General features: G+C 57.4%; 18 protein-coding genes. 8 read left to right on the top strand and 10 right to left on the bottom strand.

Going from position 1 to position 15,112, the window contains the following annotated elements; genetic code table 11:
• Window position 1 precedes the first annotated feature (1 nt).
• From SHIM_RS15695 to SHIM_RS15675, 5 genes are all read left to right on the top strand, one after another.
• Window positions 2-472 carry an HPr kinase/phosphorylase gene (locus tag SHIM_RS15695; protein WP_082358423.1) on the top strand — a complete coding sequence of 157 codons (471 nt, stop codon included), beginning with the start codon at window positions 2-4 and terminating at the stop codon, window positions 470-472.
• On the top strand, window positions 469-1,401 hold the full coding sequence (gene rapZ, locus SHIM_RS15690) for an RNase adapter RapZ (protein ID WP_054003631.1): 933 nt from the start codon (window positions 469-471) through the stop codon (window positions 1,399-1,401). Before SHIM_RS15695 ends, rapZ begins: the two co-directional genes overlap by 4 nt.
• Entirely contained in the window at window positions 1,398-1,790 is a 393-nt protein-coding gene (locus tag SHIM_RS15685) for a PTS sugar transporter subunit IIA (protein WP_054003630.1), read from the top strand. Before rapZ ends, SHIM_RS15685 begins: the two co-directional genes overlap by 4 nt.
• A gap of 3 nt (window positions 1,791-1,793) precedes the next feature.
• Window positions 1,794-2,072, top strand: coding sequence for an HPr family phosphocarrier protein (locus tag SHIM_RS15680; protein WP_054003629.1), 279 nt, complete (start codon window positions 1,794-1,796; stop codon window positions 2,070-2,072).
• A 76-nt stretch (window positions 2,073-2,148) separates the two neighbouring features.
• Window positions 2,149-3,030: a lysophospholipid acyltransferase family protein gene (locus tag SHIM_RS15675; protein ID WP_054003628.1), complete on the top strand. Its 882-nt coding sequence runs from the start codon at window positions 2,149-2,151 to the stop codon at window positions 3,028-3,030.
• 95 nt (window positions 3,031-3,125) lie between these two features.
• On the opposite strand, the gene SHIM_RS15670 is transcribed toward SHIM_RS15675, so the two are convergent.
• On the bottom strand, window positions 3,126-4,001 hold the full coding sequence (locus SHIM_RS15670; protein WP_054003627.1) for a 3-hydroxybutyryl-CoA dehydrogenase: 876 nt from the start codon (window positions 3,999-4,001) through the stop codon (window positions 3,126-3,128).
• A 160-nt stretch (window positions 4,002-4,161) separates the two neighbouring features.
• Here SHIM_RS15670 and SHIM_RS15665 point away from each other — a divergent pair, with 160 nt between their 5' ends.
• Window positions 4,162-4,989 (top strand): DUF6473 family protein, encoded by an 828-nt coding sequence (locus SHIM_RS15665; RefSeq protein ID WP_054003626.1) that lies wholly within the window; start codon window positions 4,162-4,164, stop codon window positions 4,987-4,989.
• Between the two features lie 100 nt (window positions 4,990-5,089).
• Here SHIM_RS15665 and SHIM_RS15660 read toward each other — a convergent pair whose 3' ends face one another.
• From SHIM_RS15660 to SHIM_RS15630, 8 genes are all read right to left on the bottom strand, one after another.
• Window positions 5,090-6,019, bottom strand: coding sequence for an electron transfer flavoprotein subunit alpha/FixB family protein (locus tag SHIM_RS15660; protein WP_054003625.1), 930 nt, complete (start codon window positions 6,017-6,019; stop codon window positions 5,090-5,092).
• Window positions 6,019-6,777, bottom strand: a complete 759-nt coding sequence (locus SHIM_RS15655) for an electron transfer flavoprotein subunit beta/FixA family protein (RefSeq protein ID WP_054003624.1) — start codon at window positions 6,775-6,777, stop codon at window positions 6,019-6,021. Before SHIM_RS15655 ends, SHIM_RS15660 begins: the two co-directional genes overlap by 1 nt.
• 14 nt (window positions 6,778-6,791) lie before the next feature.
• Window positions 6,792-6,920, bottom strand: coding sequence for a hypothetical protein (locus SHIM_RS20635; protein WP_275043957.1), 129 nt, complete (start codon window positions 6,918-6,920; stop codon window positions 6,792-6,794).
• 100 nt (window positions 6,921-7,020) lie between these two features.
• Entirely contained in the window at window positions 7,021-7,593 is a 573-nt protein-coding gene (locus SHIM_RS15650; RefSeq protein WP_054003623.1) for a cob(I)yrinic acid a,c-diamide adenosyltransferase, read from the bottom strand.
• Window positions 7,594-7,598: 5 nt separating this feature from the next.
• Entirely contained in the window at window positions 7,599-7,802 is a 204-nt protein-coding gene (locus tag SHIM_RS15645) for a twin transmembrane helix small protein (protein WP_054003622.1), read from the bottom strand.
• An 86-nt stretch (window positions 7,803-7,888) separates the two neighbouring features.
• Complete coding sequence (locus SHIM_RS15640) at window positions 7,889-8,722, bottom strand: SDR family NAD(P)-dependent oxidoreductase (protein ID WP_054003621.1); 834 nt, start codon at window positions 8,720-8,722, stop codon at window positions 7,889-7,891.
• Window positions 8,723-8,752: 30 nt separating this feature from the next.
• A complete protein-coding gene (gene bfr, locus SHIM_RS15635; protein ID WP_054003662.1) occupies window positions 8,753-9,241 on the bottom strand; it encodes a bacterioferritin in 489 nt (162 codons plus the stop codon).
• Between the two features lie 348 nt (window positions 9,242-9,589).
• Window positions 9,590-10,210 (bottom strand): SH3 domain-containing protein, encoded by a 621-nt coding sequence (locus SHIM_RS15630; RefSeq protein ID WP_054003620.1) that lies wholly within the window; start codon window positions 10,208-10,210, stop codon window positions 9,590-9,592.
• 155 nt (window positions 10,211-10,365) lie between these two features.
• Here SHIM_RS15630 and SHIM_RS15625 point away from each other — a divergent pair, with 155 nt between their 5' ends.
• Window positions 10,366-12,702 (top strand): DNA topoisomerase IV subunit A, encoded by a 2,337-nt coding sequence (locus tag SHIM_RS15625; protein ID WP_054003619.1) that lies wholly within the window; start codon window positions 10,366-10,368, stop codon window positions 12,700-12,702.
• A 125-nt stretch (window positions 12,703-12,827) separates the two neighbouring features.
• Here the strand turns inward: SHIM_RS15625 and SHIM_RS15620 are convergent, their stop codons facing one another.
• On the bottom strand, window positions 12,828-14,123 hold the full coding sequence (locus tag SHIM_RS15620; RefSeq protein ID WP_082358425.1) for a cytochrome P450: 1,296 nt from the start codon (window positions 14,121-14,123) through the stop codon (window positions 12,828-12,830).
• A 218-nt stretch (window positions 14,124-14,341) separates the two neighbouring features.
• On the opposite strand from SHIM_RS15620, the gene SHIM_RS15615 reads away from it, so the two are divergent.
• Entirely contained in the window at window positions 14,342-14,959 is a 618-nt protein-coding gene (locus tag SHIM_RS15615; RefSeq protein ID WP_054003618.1) for a hypothetical protein, read from the top strand.
• The last annotated feature ends 153 nt before the right edge of the window (window positions 14,960-15,112 follow it).

Raw genomic sequence — 15,112 nt, 5'->3', positions numbered from 1 at the left:
CATGGCGACCGGCGAGGATGACGTGTCAGGCACCTCTGCCGGATCGTCAGACGTCGAGGACACCATTCTGCATGCTTCCTGTGTGGCTCTGGACGGGCGCGCGGTACTGATCACGGGTACATCCGGCAGCGGAAAATCGGCGCTTGCCTTGGCCCTGTTGGCCTATGGGGCGACGTTGGTTGCAGATGACCGCACGGTCCTTCGCCGGAGTGGAGCATCGTTGACGGCCAGCGCGCCAAAGACCATTCGCGGCAAGATCGAAGCGCGCGGGGTTGGCATCTTGCGGGCCCACACAGTGCCTGAGGCCGAGGTGGTGCTGGCTGTGGACATGGACAGGGTCGAAGAGGGCCGCTTACCGCACCCGCTACAAGTCGTTCTACTTGGCCATTCTATCCCCTTGTGCCGACGTGTCGAAGCAGCGCATTTTGCACCAGCGATTCTGCAATACCTGCGCGAAGGGAGAGATGCGTGACCGCAGCGCCGTCGACATCCAAGAAACACCGCCTGCTCTTGCTGACGGGTCCGTCAGGGGCGGGTCGGTCAACGGCCATCAATGCGCTCGAAGACAGCGGTTATGAAACCATCGACAATTTGCCGATTGGCCTGTTAGGGCGGCTGCTGTCAGATCAGCCTTTGACGGGGCCCTTGGCGCTGGGTCTTGATGTGCGAAACAGGGATTTTTCGTCACAGGCATTGCTGGAAGCGCTGGATCATCTGAAGGGCGTACACGAGGCCGACCCCGAGCTTTTGTACCTGGACTGTCGCGCCGATGTGCTTGCCCGACGCTATAGCGAAACGCGCCGCCGCCATCCAATGGCTCCGGACGGCGAACCATCACAGGGCATTCGTCGTGAGCTTGAGCTTTTCGCGCCGGTACGCGCCCGAGCGGATGTATTGATCGACACCTCAGAGCTGAGCCCGCATGAATTGCGCGCGGTGGTGGAGCAGCACTATGCCCCCAAGGACGGTCAATCACTGGCACTGACGGTTACGTCTTTCAGCTACAAGCGTGGGTTGCCACAAAGCGCTGACATGGTGTTTGACTGTCGGTTCTTGCGCAATCCGCATTGGGAGCCTGACTTGCGTCCTATGGACGGTGGAGATGCACCCGTGGGGGTCTATGTCGCGGATGATCCGTCATTTGATCCATTCTTCGACTCACTCACGAAAATGCTGACGACCCTGCTCCCTGCCTATATCGGAGAAGGCCGTAGCCACCTGATGATCGCATTTGGGTGCACGGGGGGGCGGCATAGATCGGTATTTATGGCTGATTCCGTCGCGGCTGCTCTTGCACAACAGGGCTGGCGGGTGTCAATTAGGCATCGCGAACTCAACCGGGTCGCAACGCTTCCGGGACATGGGCCGGACAGCACAGCAGATGGGGAAGACAAAGCGTGATCGGAATTGTGATCGTGGCACATGGCGGGCTGGCGGGCGAATACCTGGCAGCCATGGAGCATGTGGTCGGCGCGCAAAATGGCGTCTCTGCCATCGCGATTGAACCCGACCACGACCGAGCCACAAAGCAAGGTGAAATTTGTGTTGCGGCTGATGCCGTCGACACGGGCGATGGGGTGGTTATCGTCACGGACATGTTCGGAGGCTCGCCTTCTAATCTCAGCCTGCGTGCCTGTGCGCCTGCCAATCGGCGCATCCTATATGGGGCCAATTTGCCAATGTTGATCAAGCTGGCTAAAAGCCGCCATCTTGAGGTTGGAGATGCAGTGCGTTTGTCGCTGGATGCCGGTCGCAAATACATCGACAGCCAAAATATCCACACGGGGTGAGCCATGAGTGATACCACATTACGCACACTGGCAATCGTCAATGAAAAAGGGCTGCACGCGCGGGCTTCTGCCAAGTTGGTCGAAGTGGTCGAAGGATTTGACGCATCCGCAGAAGTGTCCAAGGATGGGTTGAGCGCAAGCGGCGACAGTATTATGGGTTTGCTGATGTTGGCGGCGTCCAAAGGTACGTCTGTGGATGTTCAGACCAGTGGGCCGGACGCAGAGGCGCTGGCCGATGCAATCGAAGCCCTTGTTGCCGACAAGTTTGGCGAAGGCTTCTAAAGCGAAAGACGGGCGGCCAAATTGTTGGCCGAGAAACGGGAAGATTGAGTTGGTGGACACTGTGCCAGAGCCACATATGGCGAACAAAGGCAAAGGCGGAAGCGAGACCGCCCACGACAGCGAAGGGCAGGTCTACGACCGGCGCACGCTGACCTATGCCAACTCGTTTGACGATCGGTGGACCGGTTTTGCCATCCGCGCCATTGAATGGATGACTGGGAAGTTGACCATTCTGGGCATGGTCAACAAGTTCGAAAGAAACAACGAGAAATTTCGGGGTCAGCGGTTCTGGCGCGGCGCGCTGGACGTGATGGGCATTGAACTTACAACGCCTGCTGAGCAGCTGGAAAACATCCCGGCGGATGGCCCGGTTATTGTGGTGGCCAACCACCCGCACGGCATGGTTGATGGCATGATTTTTGCCGACCTGATCGGCCGCGTTCGACAGGATTACCGTATTCTGACGCGGTCCGTGCTGACCGGTCTGGACGAAGCGGCGTCTAGCTTTATGATTCCGGTGCCGTTCCCACATGACCCTGATGCACAGCGCAAGATGGTCGAAATGCGCGGCAAGGCGATGTCGCACCTCAAAGAGGGCGGCGTGGTTGCGCTTTTCCCTTCGGGGGTTGTGATGAGCTCTGAGAGTTGGTTTGGACCAGCCATTGAGCAAGAGTGGAATGTCTTTACGGCGCAAATGATCCGCCGTTCCGGTGCGCGGGTTGTGCCGATCTTCTATCCCGGATCCAACAGTCGCGCGTATCAAATCGCCAACAAGCTGTCGCCAATCCTACGTCAGGGTTTGCTGCTGCATGAAATTGTACGATCCTGTAACAAGCCGCAAAAACCTGTGGTCGGCGAGCCGCTGACGGACGAACAGTTGGAAATGCTGCAAAGCGATCCGCGCGGCTTTATGGCGTGGTTGCGTCAGCACACGCTGGATCTAGGCAAGTCCGACTAAGGCGGTTTGCGCAGAGAGACATTCTACCGCGCCTAGCGCCCGTCTGTGCAAAACCTGTTCACGCGACTGTCCATTGGAAAACGGCCCCGCAAAGATCAGCGGGTCGGAACAGGGACGTCGCCACGGTAATCATAGAACCCGCGTTTGACCTTGCGGCCCAACCAGCCAGCTTCGACGTATTTGGTCAAAAGCGGGCAAGGGCGGTATTTGGTGTCGGCAAGACCGTCGTGCAGCACGTTCATGATCGCAAGACAGGTGTCCAAACCGATAAAGTCCGCCAATTCGAGCGGGCCCATTGGATGGTTGGCGCCGAGCTTCAATGCGTTGTCGATCGATGCCACATTGCCCACGCCTTCGTACAGGGTATAGCAGGCTTCGTTGATCATCGGGATCAGGATGCGGTTTACGATGAACGCCGGGAAATCCTCGGCACTGGCAGCGGTTTTGCCCAGTTTGGTGACGATGCCCAGACAGGTTTGGTAGGTGGGTTCATCGGTCGCAATGCCACGGATTAGTTCGACCAGTTGCATCACCGGCACGGGGTTCATGAAGTGAAACCCCATGAAACGTTCGGGGTTGGTGGTGCGGGAAGCCAGTCGGGTGATCGAAATAGATGAGGTGTTGGAGGTCAGGATCGTGTCCGGGTTGAGATGCGGCTTCAGCGTGTCAAAGATCTGGTGTTTGATTTCTTCGCGTTCGGTCGCCGCCTCAATCACCAAATCGGTGCCGCCCAAGGCAGGCAGTTCCAAAGTTGTTCCAATGCGCGCCATCGCGGCGGCCTTTTCGTCGGCAGAGATCGTTTCGCGACTCACCTGACGCTCAAGATTCTTATCGATTCGCGCGACAGCTGCGTCCAACGCGTTCTGATCGATGTCGTTGAGCAGGACTTCATAGCCCGCCAGCGCCATAACATGCGCGATGCCATTGCCCATTTGGCCGGCTCCGACCACTCCGATTGACCCGATGTCCATGATCCGACCCCATTATTTGGCTTTGTCGAACCTTATGCCTGCGTTTCACCCCACCGCAAGGGGGCGGGGTGGCTAAAATTTACTGTAACTTAGCACTTTAGGCATTTGGCAAACAGTTTGCGCGAATCTGGGCGCGGGTGAGGATAGTTGTGGTGAAAATATGTCGTTTGCTAAAATGGACGCTGGTGAAATTGATTACGCTCCGTGTCGGTATGGAAAATCTCGGATCACATTTCGTGGTCCGAAAAAGACGCTTGAAGATGCCTATGTGGCTTTCATCGGTGGAACGGAGACCTATGGAAAATTTGTACCGACTCCGTTTGTGTCGCTGGTGGAAACCGAATTGGATCGGGAATGCGTCAATCTGGGGTGTGTGAACGCTGGCATTGATGCTTTTCTCGCAGAGCCACCGGCGTTGGATGTGGCGCAACATGCGGATGTCACCGTGATTCAGGTGATGGGCGCGCAGAATATGTCGAACCGGTATTACAAGGTGCATCCGCGCCGCAACGACCGGTTCATCAGCGCGTCCCAAATGATGCAGTTGGTGTTTCCCGAGGTCGATTTCAGCGAGTTTCACTTTAACCGGCACATGCTGCAAACGCTGCAGTCACGGGCGCCAGAGCGTTACGCGATGGTGCGCGAAGAGCTGAAGATGGCGTGGAACGCGCGGATGAAGCTGCTACTCAATACCATCAGCGGCAAAGTGATCCTTTTGTGGGTGTCGGCACATACCCCTGATGACGAGGTTGCCACCTCAGAGCTTGGTCGTGATCCGCTGTTTGTTGATCGAGGAATGCTTGATGGTTTGGCGCCGTTGGTCGACGGTCTTGTCGAAGTGGTTGTAACGCCTGAAGACGCTTTGCAGTCCACCGACGGTATGGTGTGCTCTGAAATGGAAAAGGTTGCGGCGAAGGTTATGCTTGGCCCGAAAGTACACGAGCTTACGGCTCAGAAGGTCGCCGCAAAGGTCAAAGACCTGCTCTGATTGAATTCGCCCCGGTTATTTGAACGCAAAAGAAAAGGCCCGCCAATGAGCGGGCCTTTTTGTGTGTCTAGGGCAGGCGGCCTAGGCCGCCTGATGCGCGTTAGCCAAGCTTTTCGGTCAGGGCCGGAACGGCCTCAAACAGATCGGCAACCAACCCAAAGTCAGCAACCTGGAAGATAGGTGCTTCTTCGTCTTTGTTGATCGCAACGATGATCTTGGAGTCTTTCATACCGGCAAGGTGCTGAATGGCGCCCGAGATACCTGCAGCGATGTACAGATCAGGTGCCACAACTTTACCAGTTTGACCAACCTGCCAGTCGTTGGGGGCATAGCCCGAGTCAACGGCTGCGCGGGATGCGCCAACAGCGGCACCCAGTTTGTCGGCGAGGGCCTCGATGATTTTGAAGTCCTCTTCGGAGCCAACACCACGACCACCGGAGACAACGATGCCAGCCGAGGTCAACTCGGGACGATCGCTTGCGGCAACCTTGTCTTCAATCCATTCGGACAGACCGGGGTTGTCGGTTGCGCCAATGGTTCCCACGGATGCGGAGCCACCTTCGCCAGCTGCGTCAAAGGTCGATGTACGGAAGGTGATGACCTTTGTTGCATCGGACGATTTTACAGTCTGGATTGCGTTACCGGCATAGATCGGACGCTCGAATGTGTCGGCGTCGACCACGGCGGTCACTTCGGAAAGCACCATCACGTCCAAAAGTGCTGCCACGCGGGGCATCACGTTTTTCGCGTCGGTGGTGGCAGGTGCCACGATGTGGCTATAGTCGCCAGCCAGCGAGACGATCAGCGCGGCTGTCGGCTCTGCAAGGCGGTGGCCCAAGGACGCGTCCTCAGCAACCAGAACCTTTGCCACGCCGTCGATCTTGGCAGCAGCTTCGCCGGCGGCTGCGGCAGATGCACCAGCGGCCAGAATGGTCACGTCACCCAAAGTTTTGGATGCGGTGACAGCCTTGGCGGTGGCGTCCATCGCCAGTTCGCCGTTGTTGACTTCTGCGAGAAGAAGAACAGCCATTACACAGCCCCCGCTTCTTTGAGTTTCTCGACCAGCTCGTCTACGGAGCCAACCATGATGCCTGCGGCACGCTCGGACGGCTCGGAGGTTTTAACAACTTCCAGACGTGGTGTGACGTCGACGCCGTAATCAGCAGCTGTTTTCTCATCCAGCGGCTTTTTCTTGGCTTTCATGATGTTTGGCAGCGACGCGTAGCGTGGCTCGTTCAAACGCAGATCAACCGAGATGATGGTTGGGGTCGAAACCTTGATGGTTTGCAAACCGCCGTCCACTTCGCGGGTCACAACAGCGTTGTCGCCGTCGATGTCGACCTCGGACGCGAATGTCGCTTGCGACCAACCCAAAAGGGCGGACAGCATTTGACCAGTGGCGTTCATGTCGTTGTCGATCGCCTGCTTGCCGCAGAGAACCAGACCGGGCTGCTCTTCTTCGACCACTTTGGCGAGGATTTTGGCAACGGCCAGCGGCTCGATGTCCTGATGTACATCGTCAGCAGCAACCACGAGAATAGCGCGGTCGGCGCCCATGGCGAGGGCGGTGCGCAGGGTTTCCTGAGCTTGCTTGACGCCGATCGACACTGCGATCACTTCGTCAGCCTTGCCGGCTTCTTTCAGGCGGATGGCCTCTTCGACGGCGATTTCGTCGAATGGGTTCATCGACATTTTTACGTTGGCGAGATCGACACCGGTCCCGTCCGCTTTCACACGGACCTTCACGTTGTAGTCAATCACGCGCTTGACAGGCACAAGTACCTTCATGGGCGTTGGACTCCTTACAAAATGTCAGAGCCGGGGTCCGGCTCAAGCAATGCTCTCAGGGCGTTGATATATTCTTGCGCGCCCGTGAAACAGAGCAAAATCGTCACGTTTGTGCGTATCGACGTCACGTTGGGCTGTTTCACGCTACGTTTCTTGCAAGAATATTGCGGCGGCGCAGAAAAGTTACGTAAGGACAAATTGCGTAAGCCGAGATGTTAGCGCAATCGCCGCTAAACGGTCAGGTTAGCGATTCGCGCCGGGGACCCAGAGCACATCAGCGCGTCCGTCGTCGTTGGCGATGCGTGCAGCCACAAAGAACCAGTCCGACAGCCGGTTGAGGTAGGTCACGACATGTGGGTTGACCTCTTCGGACTGCGCCAGTTCCACAGAGAGGCGTTCGGCACGGCGGGCGACAGTGCGGCAAATGTGTAAATGTGCCGATAAGGCAGACCCGCCGGGCAGGATAAAGCTGCGCAGGGGTTCAAGGCGATCGTTCATGGCGTCGATTTCCGCCTCAAGCCGCAGGACCTGACTTTCGGCCATGCGCAGCGGCGGATATTCGGAGGTGGCGTCTTTGGCCATGTCGGGTCGGCAGAGATCTGCGCCGAGATCAAAGAGATCGTTCTGAATATAGGACAGTTGCGTGTCCATCGCGCCATCAGTGTGCAAGCGGGCGACGCCCAGCGTTGCGTTAAGTTCATCCGAGGTGCCGTAGGCCGTGACGCGCGCATCATATTTGGCGACGCGGTCGCCATTGCCAAGCGCGGTTGTGCCTTTGTCGCCGGTGCGGGTGTAGATTTTGTTCAGAACAACCATGTCGTTCAACCTCCTGAGCGGAACCAGACGAAGATCAGAATCATCACCACCGCAATGAATTGTGCGGCGATGCGCAGACGCATGAGCTTGTTGGCATATTTGCGATTGAAATCACCGCCTTTGGCAAAAACCCCGACGCCGATCACCAGAATGACCAGCACGCTCAGACATGCGATTGCGGCAACCCAAAAAAGGGGATCGTTGGCCATGATTCTGCTCCTGTTTCTTTGACGGGGTTCAGACATAGCCGCTGTTTGGGCAAAACTGAACTCCCTTGCTGGGCGAATACGGCCTGTCAGCCTTTGGAGATCACCCAGTCGAGCGTTTTTGTTGGAAGAAGCCGGCGCAGCAGTGACATGATGTGGGCGGGCTTGGTGACGCGATAGCGCGCGCGGGGACGGGGATTTTCGAGCGCGTGAATGAGCTTGGCCACAACGGCCTCTGCTGGCAGCTCAAAGGGATCAAGGCTCTGTTTGTCTTCGGCAAAGCGCGCAACCAGACCCGTGCGATAGTTGTCTGCGTGCGGCGATTTTTCCCAGTCGATCCAGCGGTGAAATTGATGCGCATTGTTGCGCCGCAAAGCGGAAGTGATCGGTCCTGGTTCAATCAGGCTGACGGAGATCGGGCTGTCGCGCAATTCGATTCGCAGGCAGTCGGCCCAGCCCTCGAGGGCGAATTTTGTGGCCACATAGGCGCCTCGATAACGCATGGACACGTAGCCCAGCACCGATGAGTTCAGGACAATTCGACCGTGCCCTTGCGCGCGCATGATCGGCATGAGTTGACGCGTAAGTTCGTGCCAGCCCAGCAGATTGCTTTCCATCAGGTCGCGAAATCCGTCAGTTGGCAGGTCTTCGATCGCACCGGGCAGTCCGCGCGCGCCGTTGTGAAAAACCGCATCCAGTGTGCCACCGGTTTCGGCCATGACCTCTGCCACCGCGGCGGTAATGCTGTCGGGGTCACAGTAGTCCAGTCGAGGGCTCAGGAAACCTTCGGCGCGCAGGCGATCGCAGTCGCGTTGCTGGCGGCAACTGGCGATCACATGCCAGCCGTGTTGGCGAAGATCACGAGCGGCGACAAGGCCAATGCCCGTCGAGCAGCCGGTAATGAGAATGGTCTTTTTGGTCATTGTGTGTCCGGCTGCCCCGTTGGGCCTATGTTAGTCGTCTGCCTCGTCGGCGCTTTCGGCGTTGAGTTGGCCGTAGTTCTGAGCGCCAATCGTGTCGTGCAGATCAAGTTGTGTTTCAAGGAAGTCGATATGGCCCTGCTCGTCGTTGATCAAGCTTTCAAACAGCCCCATCGAGGCATAATCACCAACGTCCGCACAATACTTGCGGGCCTCGGAATAAAGCGCGACGGCCTCCATTTCTGCTTCGAGGTCGCACGCAAGGGTTTCGCGCACGTTTTCGCCGATGCGCAGCGCGTCCAACGTTTGTAGGTTTGGATGGCCTTCGAGGAAAATGATGCGGTCGATCAGGCTGTCGGCATGCTCCATCTCTTCGATGCTTTCTTCACGCATCTTTTTGGCGAGCTTGCCATAGCCCCAGTCTTTCTGCAGGCGGTAGTGCAGCCAGAATTGACTGACGGCGGTCAGTTCAACCCGCAGCGCTTTGTTCAGATACTCGATAACCTTGGGATCGCCCTTCATCACGTTCACTCCTACTGGATTGTGTGCTGCGCAGACCGCGCAATTCGGCCGGCACTTCCAGATTAGGGTTCGCGCGCATTGAGGCAACAAAAAGCTTCATGCAGCCGCCGCAGTTGGGCGATTTCCCGAGGGCGTGATAGATTTTGCCAGGCGTTATGATTGCGGTGGTGTCTGACGCGCGCATCCAATCGATGGCGGAGTGAATATCGGTGTCCGAGATTCGTGCACAACTACAGACAATCATACTTCGGGCCTTCAACATTGGATTTGCCCGAGAAGTACGATGAAAACTGTCAGGTGGTCAATCCTGACAAAATTAGTCTGATGTAGATTTGACTGTGTTTCGGATCACTCGGCGATTTGGGCAAGCATCTTGCCGGCCATCCAGCCGACGCGACCGGTTTCATGATCGCGCAGTTTTACCCAACCTTTGCCCTCGTCTTGCAGCACCTCAACTTCTTGTCCACGCGTCAGAACACCCAAAACAGCAAAAGACGTGCCTGGTCCGCCTCGCAAATTCACGCGAGACCCACGCACAGAACGCAGATCTTTTTTCGGGTCGATAAGAATCAAATCATGTGAATTCACTGCAGCGAGGGTCGGCTGCGTCCCGATTTTTGTGTCTGGGGCGGCAAACGTTTCGGTCAGCGAAAGTGACGCGACTTTGGGCGTCTGAAAGCTTGTGACAGACGCGGCGTCGACGTTGTGAAGTGGCGTCTGGTTGGCGGGGGCTACTGGGACCGTTTCGATCTGTGTGCGGCGTTCCGTCGGCACCGCCGCAGAGGCCAATGTTACAACGGGTTCAATAGGGGTGGGCGTGATGCGCGCGGGCTCATGGGAAACAAGGGTCTTGGGGGTTTGAGCCTGAGCAATATCGCGACGGTATTTTGGTTCAAAATCGGAACCGCCGCTGAGCTCATAAAACGCCCAAGCCATGACCGCCAAACTAACAACAACAAACTTGTTCACGAGAAAATCTCCGAATTACTGGGCACGTCACAACAAATAGGCACGCATCACAATAACAGATTATCAAAGGCAAGAGTCCCTCCTCAGGGGAAAAAACCTGATTAATCCCCGTTCGGCCGCTTTACCGGGGCTGCAGCCTTGGGTATCACCGCACTATGACCGACCAGATCGACGATGACTTTTCCGCCCAGAATGTAACCGAACCGCTGCGCCGCGCCATTGGTGAGCGCTATCTGACCTATGCGCTGAGCACGATTATGCACCGCGCCTTGCCGGATGCCCGCGACGGGCTGAAGCCTGTGCACCGCCGGATTCTCTATGCAATGCGCGAGTTGAAGCTCAACTCCTCGGGCGGTTTCCGCAAGTCGGCCAAAATTTCCGGCGACGTGATGGGCAACTATCACCCGCATGGGGATATGGCGATTTATGACGCGATGGCCCGTCTGGCGCAGGATTTCAATGTTCGCTATCCGCTGGTCGACGGTCAGGGGAATTTTGGCAACATCGACGGCGATAACCCCGCCGCCAGCCGTTACACCGAAGCCCGGATGACCTCTGTGGCAGAAGCAATGCTGGACGGGTTGAACGAAAACGCTGTTGATTTCCGTGAGAACTATGACGGCACATTGACGGAGCCGGTGGTTTTGCCGGCAACCTTTCCGAACCTTCTGGCCAATGGGTCCAGCGGGATTGCGGTTGGCATGGCGACAAATATTCCGCCGCACAACATTGCCGAGCTGTGCGACGCCTGCCTTCATATGATCAAGACGCCGGACGTGCGCGAAGACACGCTGCTGAACTATGTACCGGGGCCGGATTTCCCCACCGGCGGCGTGATTGTTGAACCTAAAGAAAACATTGCGCAGGCCTATCGCACTGGACGCGGGTCGTTCCGGTTGCGGGCCAAATGGGAAAAAGAAGACTTGGGTCGGGGACAGTGGCAGATCGTGGTCACCGAGATCCCCTATCAGGTGCAAAAATCGCGCCTGATCGAGAAATTGGCCGAGGTGATCCAGACCAAGAAAGTGCCTATTCTGGGGGATGTGCGCGACGAAAGTGCCGACGACATCCGGCTAGTGCTGGAGCCAAAATCCAAGAATGTGGATCCAGACGTCCTGATGAACATGCTTTATCGCAACTCTGATCTTGAGGTGCGGTTCTCTTTGAACATGAATGTGCTGATCGACGGGGTCACGCCCAAGGTCTGTTCGATGAAAGAAGTGCTGCGGGCGTTCTTGGACTTCCGCCGCGACGTGTTGATCCGCCGTTCCAAGCACCGCATGGAAAAGATCGACCACCGGCTTGAGGTGCTTGAAGGCTTTATCATTGCCTTCCTCAATCTGGACCGCGTGATCGATATCATCCGCTATGATGATGCGCCAAAACAAGCACTTATGGCCGAGGATTGGGGTGTGGACCACGCGCGGGCCACCTCCGAAAGCGACTATACGTCGCCGCTGCCGACGACAGGTGAGGGCGAGCTGACAGAAGTTCAGGCCGAAGCTATTTTGAACATGCGCCTGCGCAGTTTGCGTCGTCTGGAAGAGCTGGAACTGGTGCGGGAACGCGACGCCTTGATGCTGGAACGCGCCGGGCTCGAAGACCTGCTGGACAGTGATAGCCTGCAGTGGGAGCGCATTTCGGATCAGCTGAAAGAGGCCAAAAGGCTCTTTGGCAAAGACCACGAAGGCGGCGCGCGCCGTACTCAGTTTGCCGAAGCGGGTGAAGTCGAAGATGTGCCGATCGAAGCGATGATTGATCGTGAACCGATCACTGTTGTCTGCTCTCAGATGGGGTGGATCCGCGCTATGTCGGGTCACATTGACCTGACACGCGAACTTAAATTCAAAGACGGTGACGGGCCAAGGTTTGTCTTCCACGCAGAGACCACGGACCGTCTTTTGGTGTTTGCCACCAATGGGCGGTTCTACACGCTGAGCGCCGCCAATTTACCGGGTGGTCGCGGCATGGGTGAGCCTCTTCGATTGATGGTCGATCTCCCGAATGAAGCTGAAATTGTTGACATTTTTGTGCATGACAAAGAGCGCAAGCTGTTGGTCGCCTCAAGCGCCGGCGACGGGTTTGTGGTGCCAGAAAAAGACGTGATTGCGCAAACGCGGACAGGCAAGCAGGTGCTGAACGTCAAAGATGACGCACGCGCACAGATTTGCATTCCTGCATCCGGAGATCACGTTGCAGTGGTATCCAAAAATGGCCGTTTCCTTGTGTTCCCACTTGAAGAGCTGCCGGAACTGGGCCGTGGCAAGGGCGTGCGCATTCAGAAATACAACATGGCACGCGGACGTCAGGGCACATTGGAACTGGATGGTGGCCTGTCTGACATCACAACCTTTGACTGGGCCGAAGGTCTAAGCTGGTCGATGGGGGGTAAAACCCGCCATGAAGCAGACCTCAGCGAATGGCTGGGCAAACGCGCAGGCGTCGGCAAAAAAGCTCCCTACGGCTTCCCTAAAACCTACACGTTTGGCTAAAGTCAGCGCTTCTTTCTGGTCACATACACCCCGGGGGAGACGCGGCTTGCCGCGTCGGGGGCTGGCCCCAAAGAAGCGGCATCGCCGCTGCCACGCCCAACCCCTAAAGGCGGCGGGCGCTCGCCCTAAACCGGACGCGCCGTCAGCCAGACGCCATTTTCGGGCCGCAACGTCAGGATCATCACGGGATCCGGGTCACGTCCCGCCACCGGCTCAAAGTGGAAACGGGTGAGTAAAGTGGCGAGGATCATCACGGCTTCCTGAATGGCAAAGCTCGCGCCGATGCAGATTCGCGGCCCGTCCCCAAAAGGCAGGTAGGCATAGCGATCCACAGTCTTGCGATCTGCGAAACGGCCGGGGTCAAACGCGTTTGGATCCTCCCAGAGCGCATGATTGCGATGCAGCGCATAGATCGGGATCATAACTGTGTCGCCCGGGCGGATGTCGCGGGCACAGAGCACGTCTGCCTCTTGCGCGGTCCGCGAAATGATCCCTGCCGGAGGGTAAAGCCGCAGCGCCTCGTCCACGATCTGACGGATCAGGGGCATGCGCGCGGCTTCTTCGCCGGTGGCGGCCTCTCCTTTAATGACAGAGGAAGCCTCTGCCCGCGCCTGATCCTGAATGCCTTGGTCGTAGGCGCACAGATACAACGACCAAGCCAGCGTCAGCGCGGTGGTTTCGTGGCCTGCCACAATGAAGGTCAATAAGTTGTCGCGCAGTTCGGATGTGTTCATGGATTTGGCGGTTTCGGGATCGACGCCGGCCATCAACAAATCCAGAAGGTCCGGCACGTCGCCTGCGCCGCGTGTGCGTCGGGCCTCGATCGCTTCATCCGCCACAGCTTTCATCTTGCCCACGGCTTTGCCGGAAAACATCCGCCCCGGGCGGGGAACCCAGTCGGGAATGCCAAGCATGTCGAGCAAAGAGACCTTGCCGGCCTCGGCGATATAAAGGTCGATGGCGCGGTGCACCGCGTCGGCGTCAAAGCTGCCATCACCGGAGAACGTGACTTCGGAAATGACATCAAAGGTGGTGCGCACCATTTCGTCCTGAAAATCCACGGCGCGGTTGCCGGCAGCAGCCACGCGGTCAACAGAGCGCAAAGCGGCGGCGCTCATGAACGGGGCCAGTGCCAGCATGTTGCGCTGACTGAACACAGGAGCGGCGGCGCGGCGTTGCCAACGCCAATGGGCGCCCTCGGCGACAAAAAGGCTATCGCCAATGGCGGGGCGCAGGATGTTTTTGGTGGCTTTGGATTTGGGGTAGTTGTCGACGTTTTCCAGCAGCACCCGCCGAATCGCGCCGGGGTCCATGATCATGTGCCAGCGGATCCCGGTTTGTCCCGAAACCATCGGTTGACGCACCGCGATTTCTGGCAGAATCGACAAGAGATTGCTGCGCGCTGCCTTGAGTGACCCCATGAGCCCAAGCGGCTCGGTTGCCAATGGCACAAAAACCGGGGGTTTGCGGTCGGAAGACTTGGCCGGCAGACGGGTCACGGTGGTGCTCCTGAGATGTTTCAAGTCTTATACGTTGGCGAAGACTACGGCGATCACGTCGTTGCGCATAGCCTGCGATTGCGCCAACCGGATGGTTCGGGTATGCCACCTGACAAAGAGGACTAGAGGGACTGTCGAGCATGATCCGATTGGCAATTTGCGTCGCAGCGCTGGTGGCGCTGGCGTCTTGCACGGCCCCGAGCGGCCCCGTGACTGATCAGAAGCGCGATCTGGGTGATTTTGTGCTGGGTCACAATATTGTGGTGGCACCGCAATTCCAAAAAGGCCCGCTGTCCCGAGAGGCATCAAAGGATGCGTTTATCGCGTCGATGAAAAACGCGATTGATTCGCGATTTGGACGGTATGACGGCGACCGGGTGGTTCACTTTGGCATCAACATATCGGGCTATGTTTTGGCTCAGAATGGTGTGCCGCTGGTGCTGTCGCCAAAGTCCGCACTTATCATCACTGTCACCGCATGGGATGACCGTGCAGGCGGCAAATTCAACGAAGAGGCGCGTGAATTTGTGGTTCTTGAGAGCTTTACCACATTTGGTGTGAGTTCGGGCATGACGATGACAGCCGAAGAACAGATGGACAACCTGACGTTCAACGCGGCCAAACAGATCGAAACCTGGATTTACGACAACCGTGCCTGTCTGGCGGACGACGTGCCGGCGGAGGTTTTGGCGGAGTGCTGGAAAGACACGTCTCAGGAACGCGCGGAGCGTAAGAAACAGCTAGATGAGCTTCGCTGAGTGAAAGCCCGCTTGATTTTTGTCGCGCAACGCAATATGTCGCGCGCCGTAGAGGTAATCGGGTCAGAGTGACCCCCCAAACGTAGAAAGCGCCCGAGATGGCTAAGGAAAAGTTTGAGCGCAGTAAACCGCACTGCAACATCGGCACCATTG

Origin of the sequence: Shimia sp. SK013 (assembly GCF_001292625.1) — a bacterium.
Taxonomy (GTDB): domain Bacteria; phylum Pseudomonadota; class Alphaproteobacteria; order Rhodobacterales; family Rhodobacteraceae; genus Shimia.
The sequence above is the reverse complement of the archived record's forward strand: the minus strand, read 5'-3'. Positions and strand labels throughout refer to the sequence as shown.

Bases quoted from the DNA above. Each gene is read 5' to 3' on its own strand.
- SHIM_RS15695 (WP_082358423.1), top strand. From the start codon at position 2: ATGGCGACCGGCGAGGATGACGTGTCAGGCACCTCTGCCGGATCGTCA.
- SHIM_RS15680 (WP_054003629.1), top strand. From the start codon at position 1,794: ATGAGTGATACCACATTACGCACACTGGCAATCGTCAATGAAAAAGGG.
- SHIM_RS15675 (WP_054003628.1), top strand. From the start codon at position 2,149: ATGGCGAACAAAGGCAAAGGCGGAAGCGAGACCGCCCACGACAGCGAA.
- SHIM_RS15670 (WP_054003627.1), bottom strand. From the start codon at position 4,001: ATGGACATCGGGTCAATCGGAGTGGTCGGAGCCGGCCAAATGGGCAAT.
- SHIM_RS15665 (WP_054003626.1), top strand. From the start codon at position 4,162: ATGTCGTTTGCTAAAATGGACGCTGGTGAAATTGATTACGCTCCGTGT.
- SHIM_RS15660 (WP_054003625.1), bottom strand. From the start codon at position 6,019: ATGGCTGTTCTTCTTCTCGCAGAAGTCAACAACGGCGAACTGGCGATG.
- SHIM_RS15655 (WP_054003624.1), bottom strand. From the start codon at position 6,777: ATGAAGGTACTTGTGCCTGTCAAGCGCGTGATTGACTACAACGTGAAG.
- SHIM_RS15650 (WP_054003623.1), bottom strand. From the start codon at position 7,593: ATGGTTGTTCTGAACAAAATCTACACCCGCACCGGCGACAAAGGCACA.
- SHIM_RS15645 (WP_054003622.1), bottom strand. From the start codon at position 7,802: ATGGCCAACGATCCCCTTTTTTGGGTTGCCGCAATCGCATGTCTGAGC.
- SHIM_RS15640 (WP_054003621.1), bottom strand. From the start codon at position 8,722: ATGACCAAAAAGACCATTCTCATTACCGGCTGCTCGACGGGCATTGGC.
- bfr (WP_054003662.1), bottom strand. From the start codon at position 9,241: ATGAAGGGCGATCCCAAGGTTATCGAGTATCTGAACAAAGCGCTGCGG.
- SHIM_RS15625 (WP_054003619.1), top strand. From the start codon at position 10,366: ATGACCGACCAGATCGACGATGACTTTTCCGCCCAGAATGTAACCGAA.
- SHIM_RS15620 (WP_082358425.1), bottom strand. From the start codon at position 14,123: ATGGGGTCACTCAAGGCAGCGCGCAGCAATCTCTTGTCGATTCTGCCA.
- SHIM_RS15615 (WP_054003618.1), top strand. From the start codon at position 14,342: ATGATCCGATTGGCAATTTGCGTCGCAGCGCTGGTGGCGCTGGCGTCT.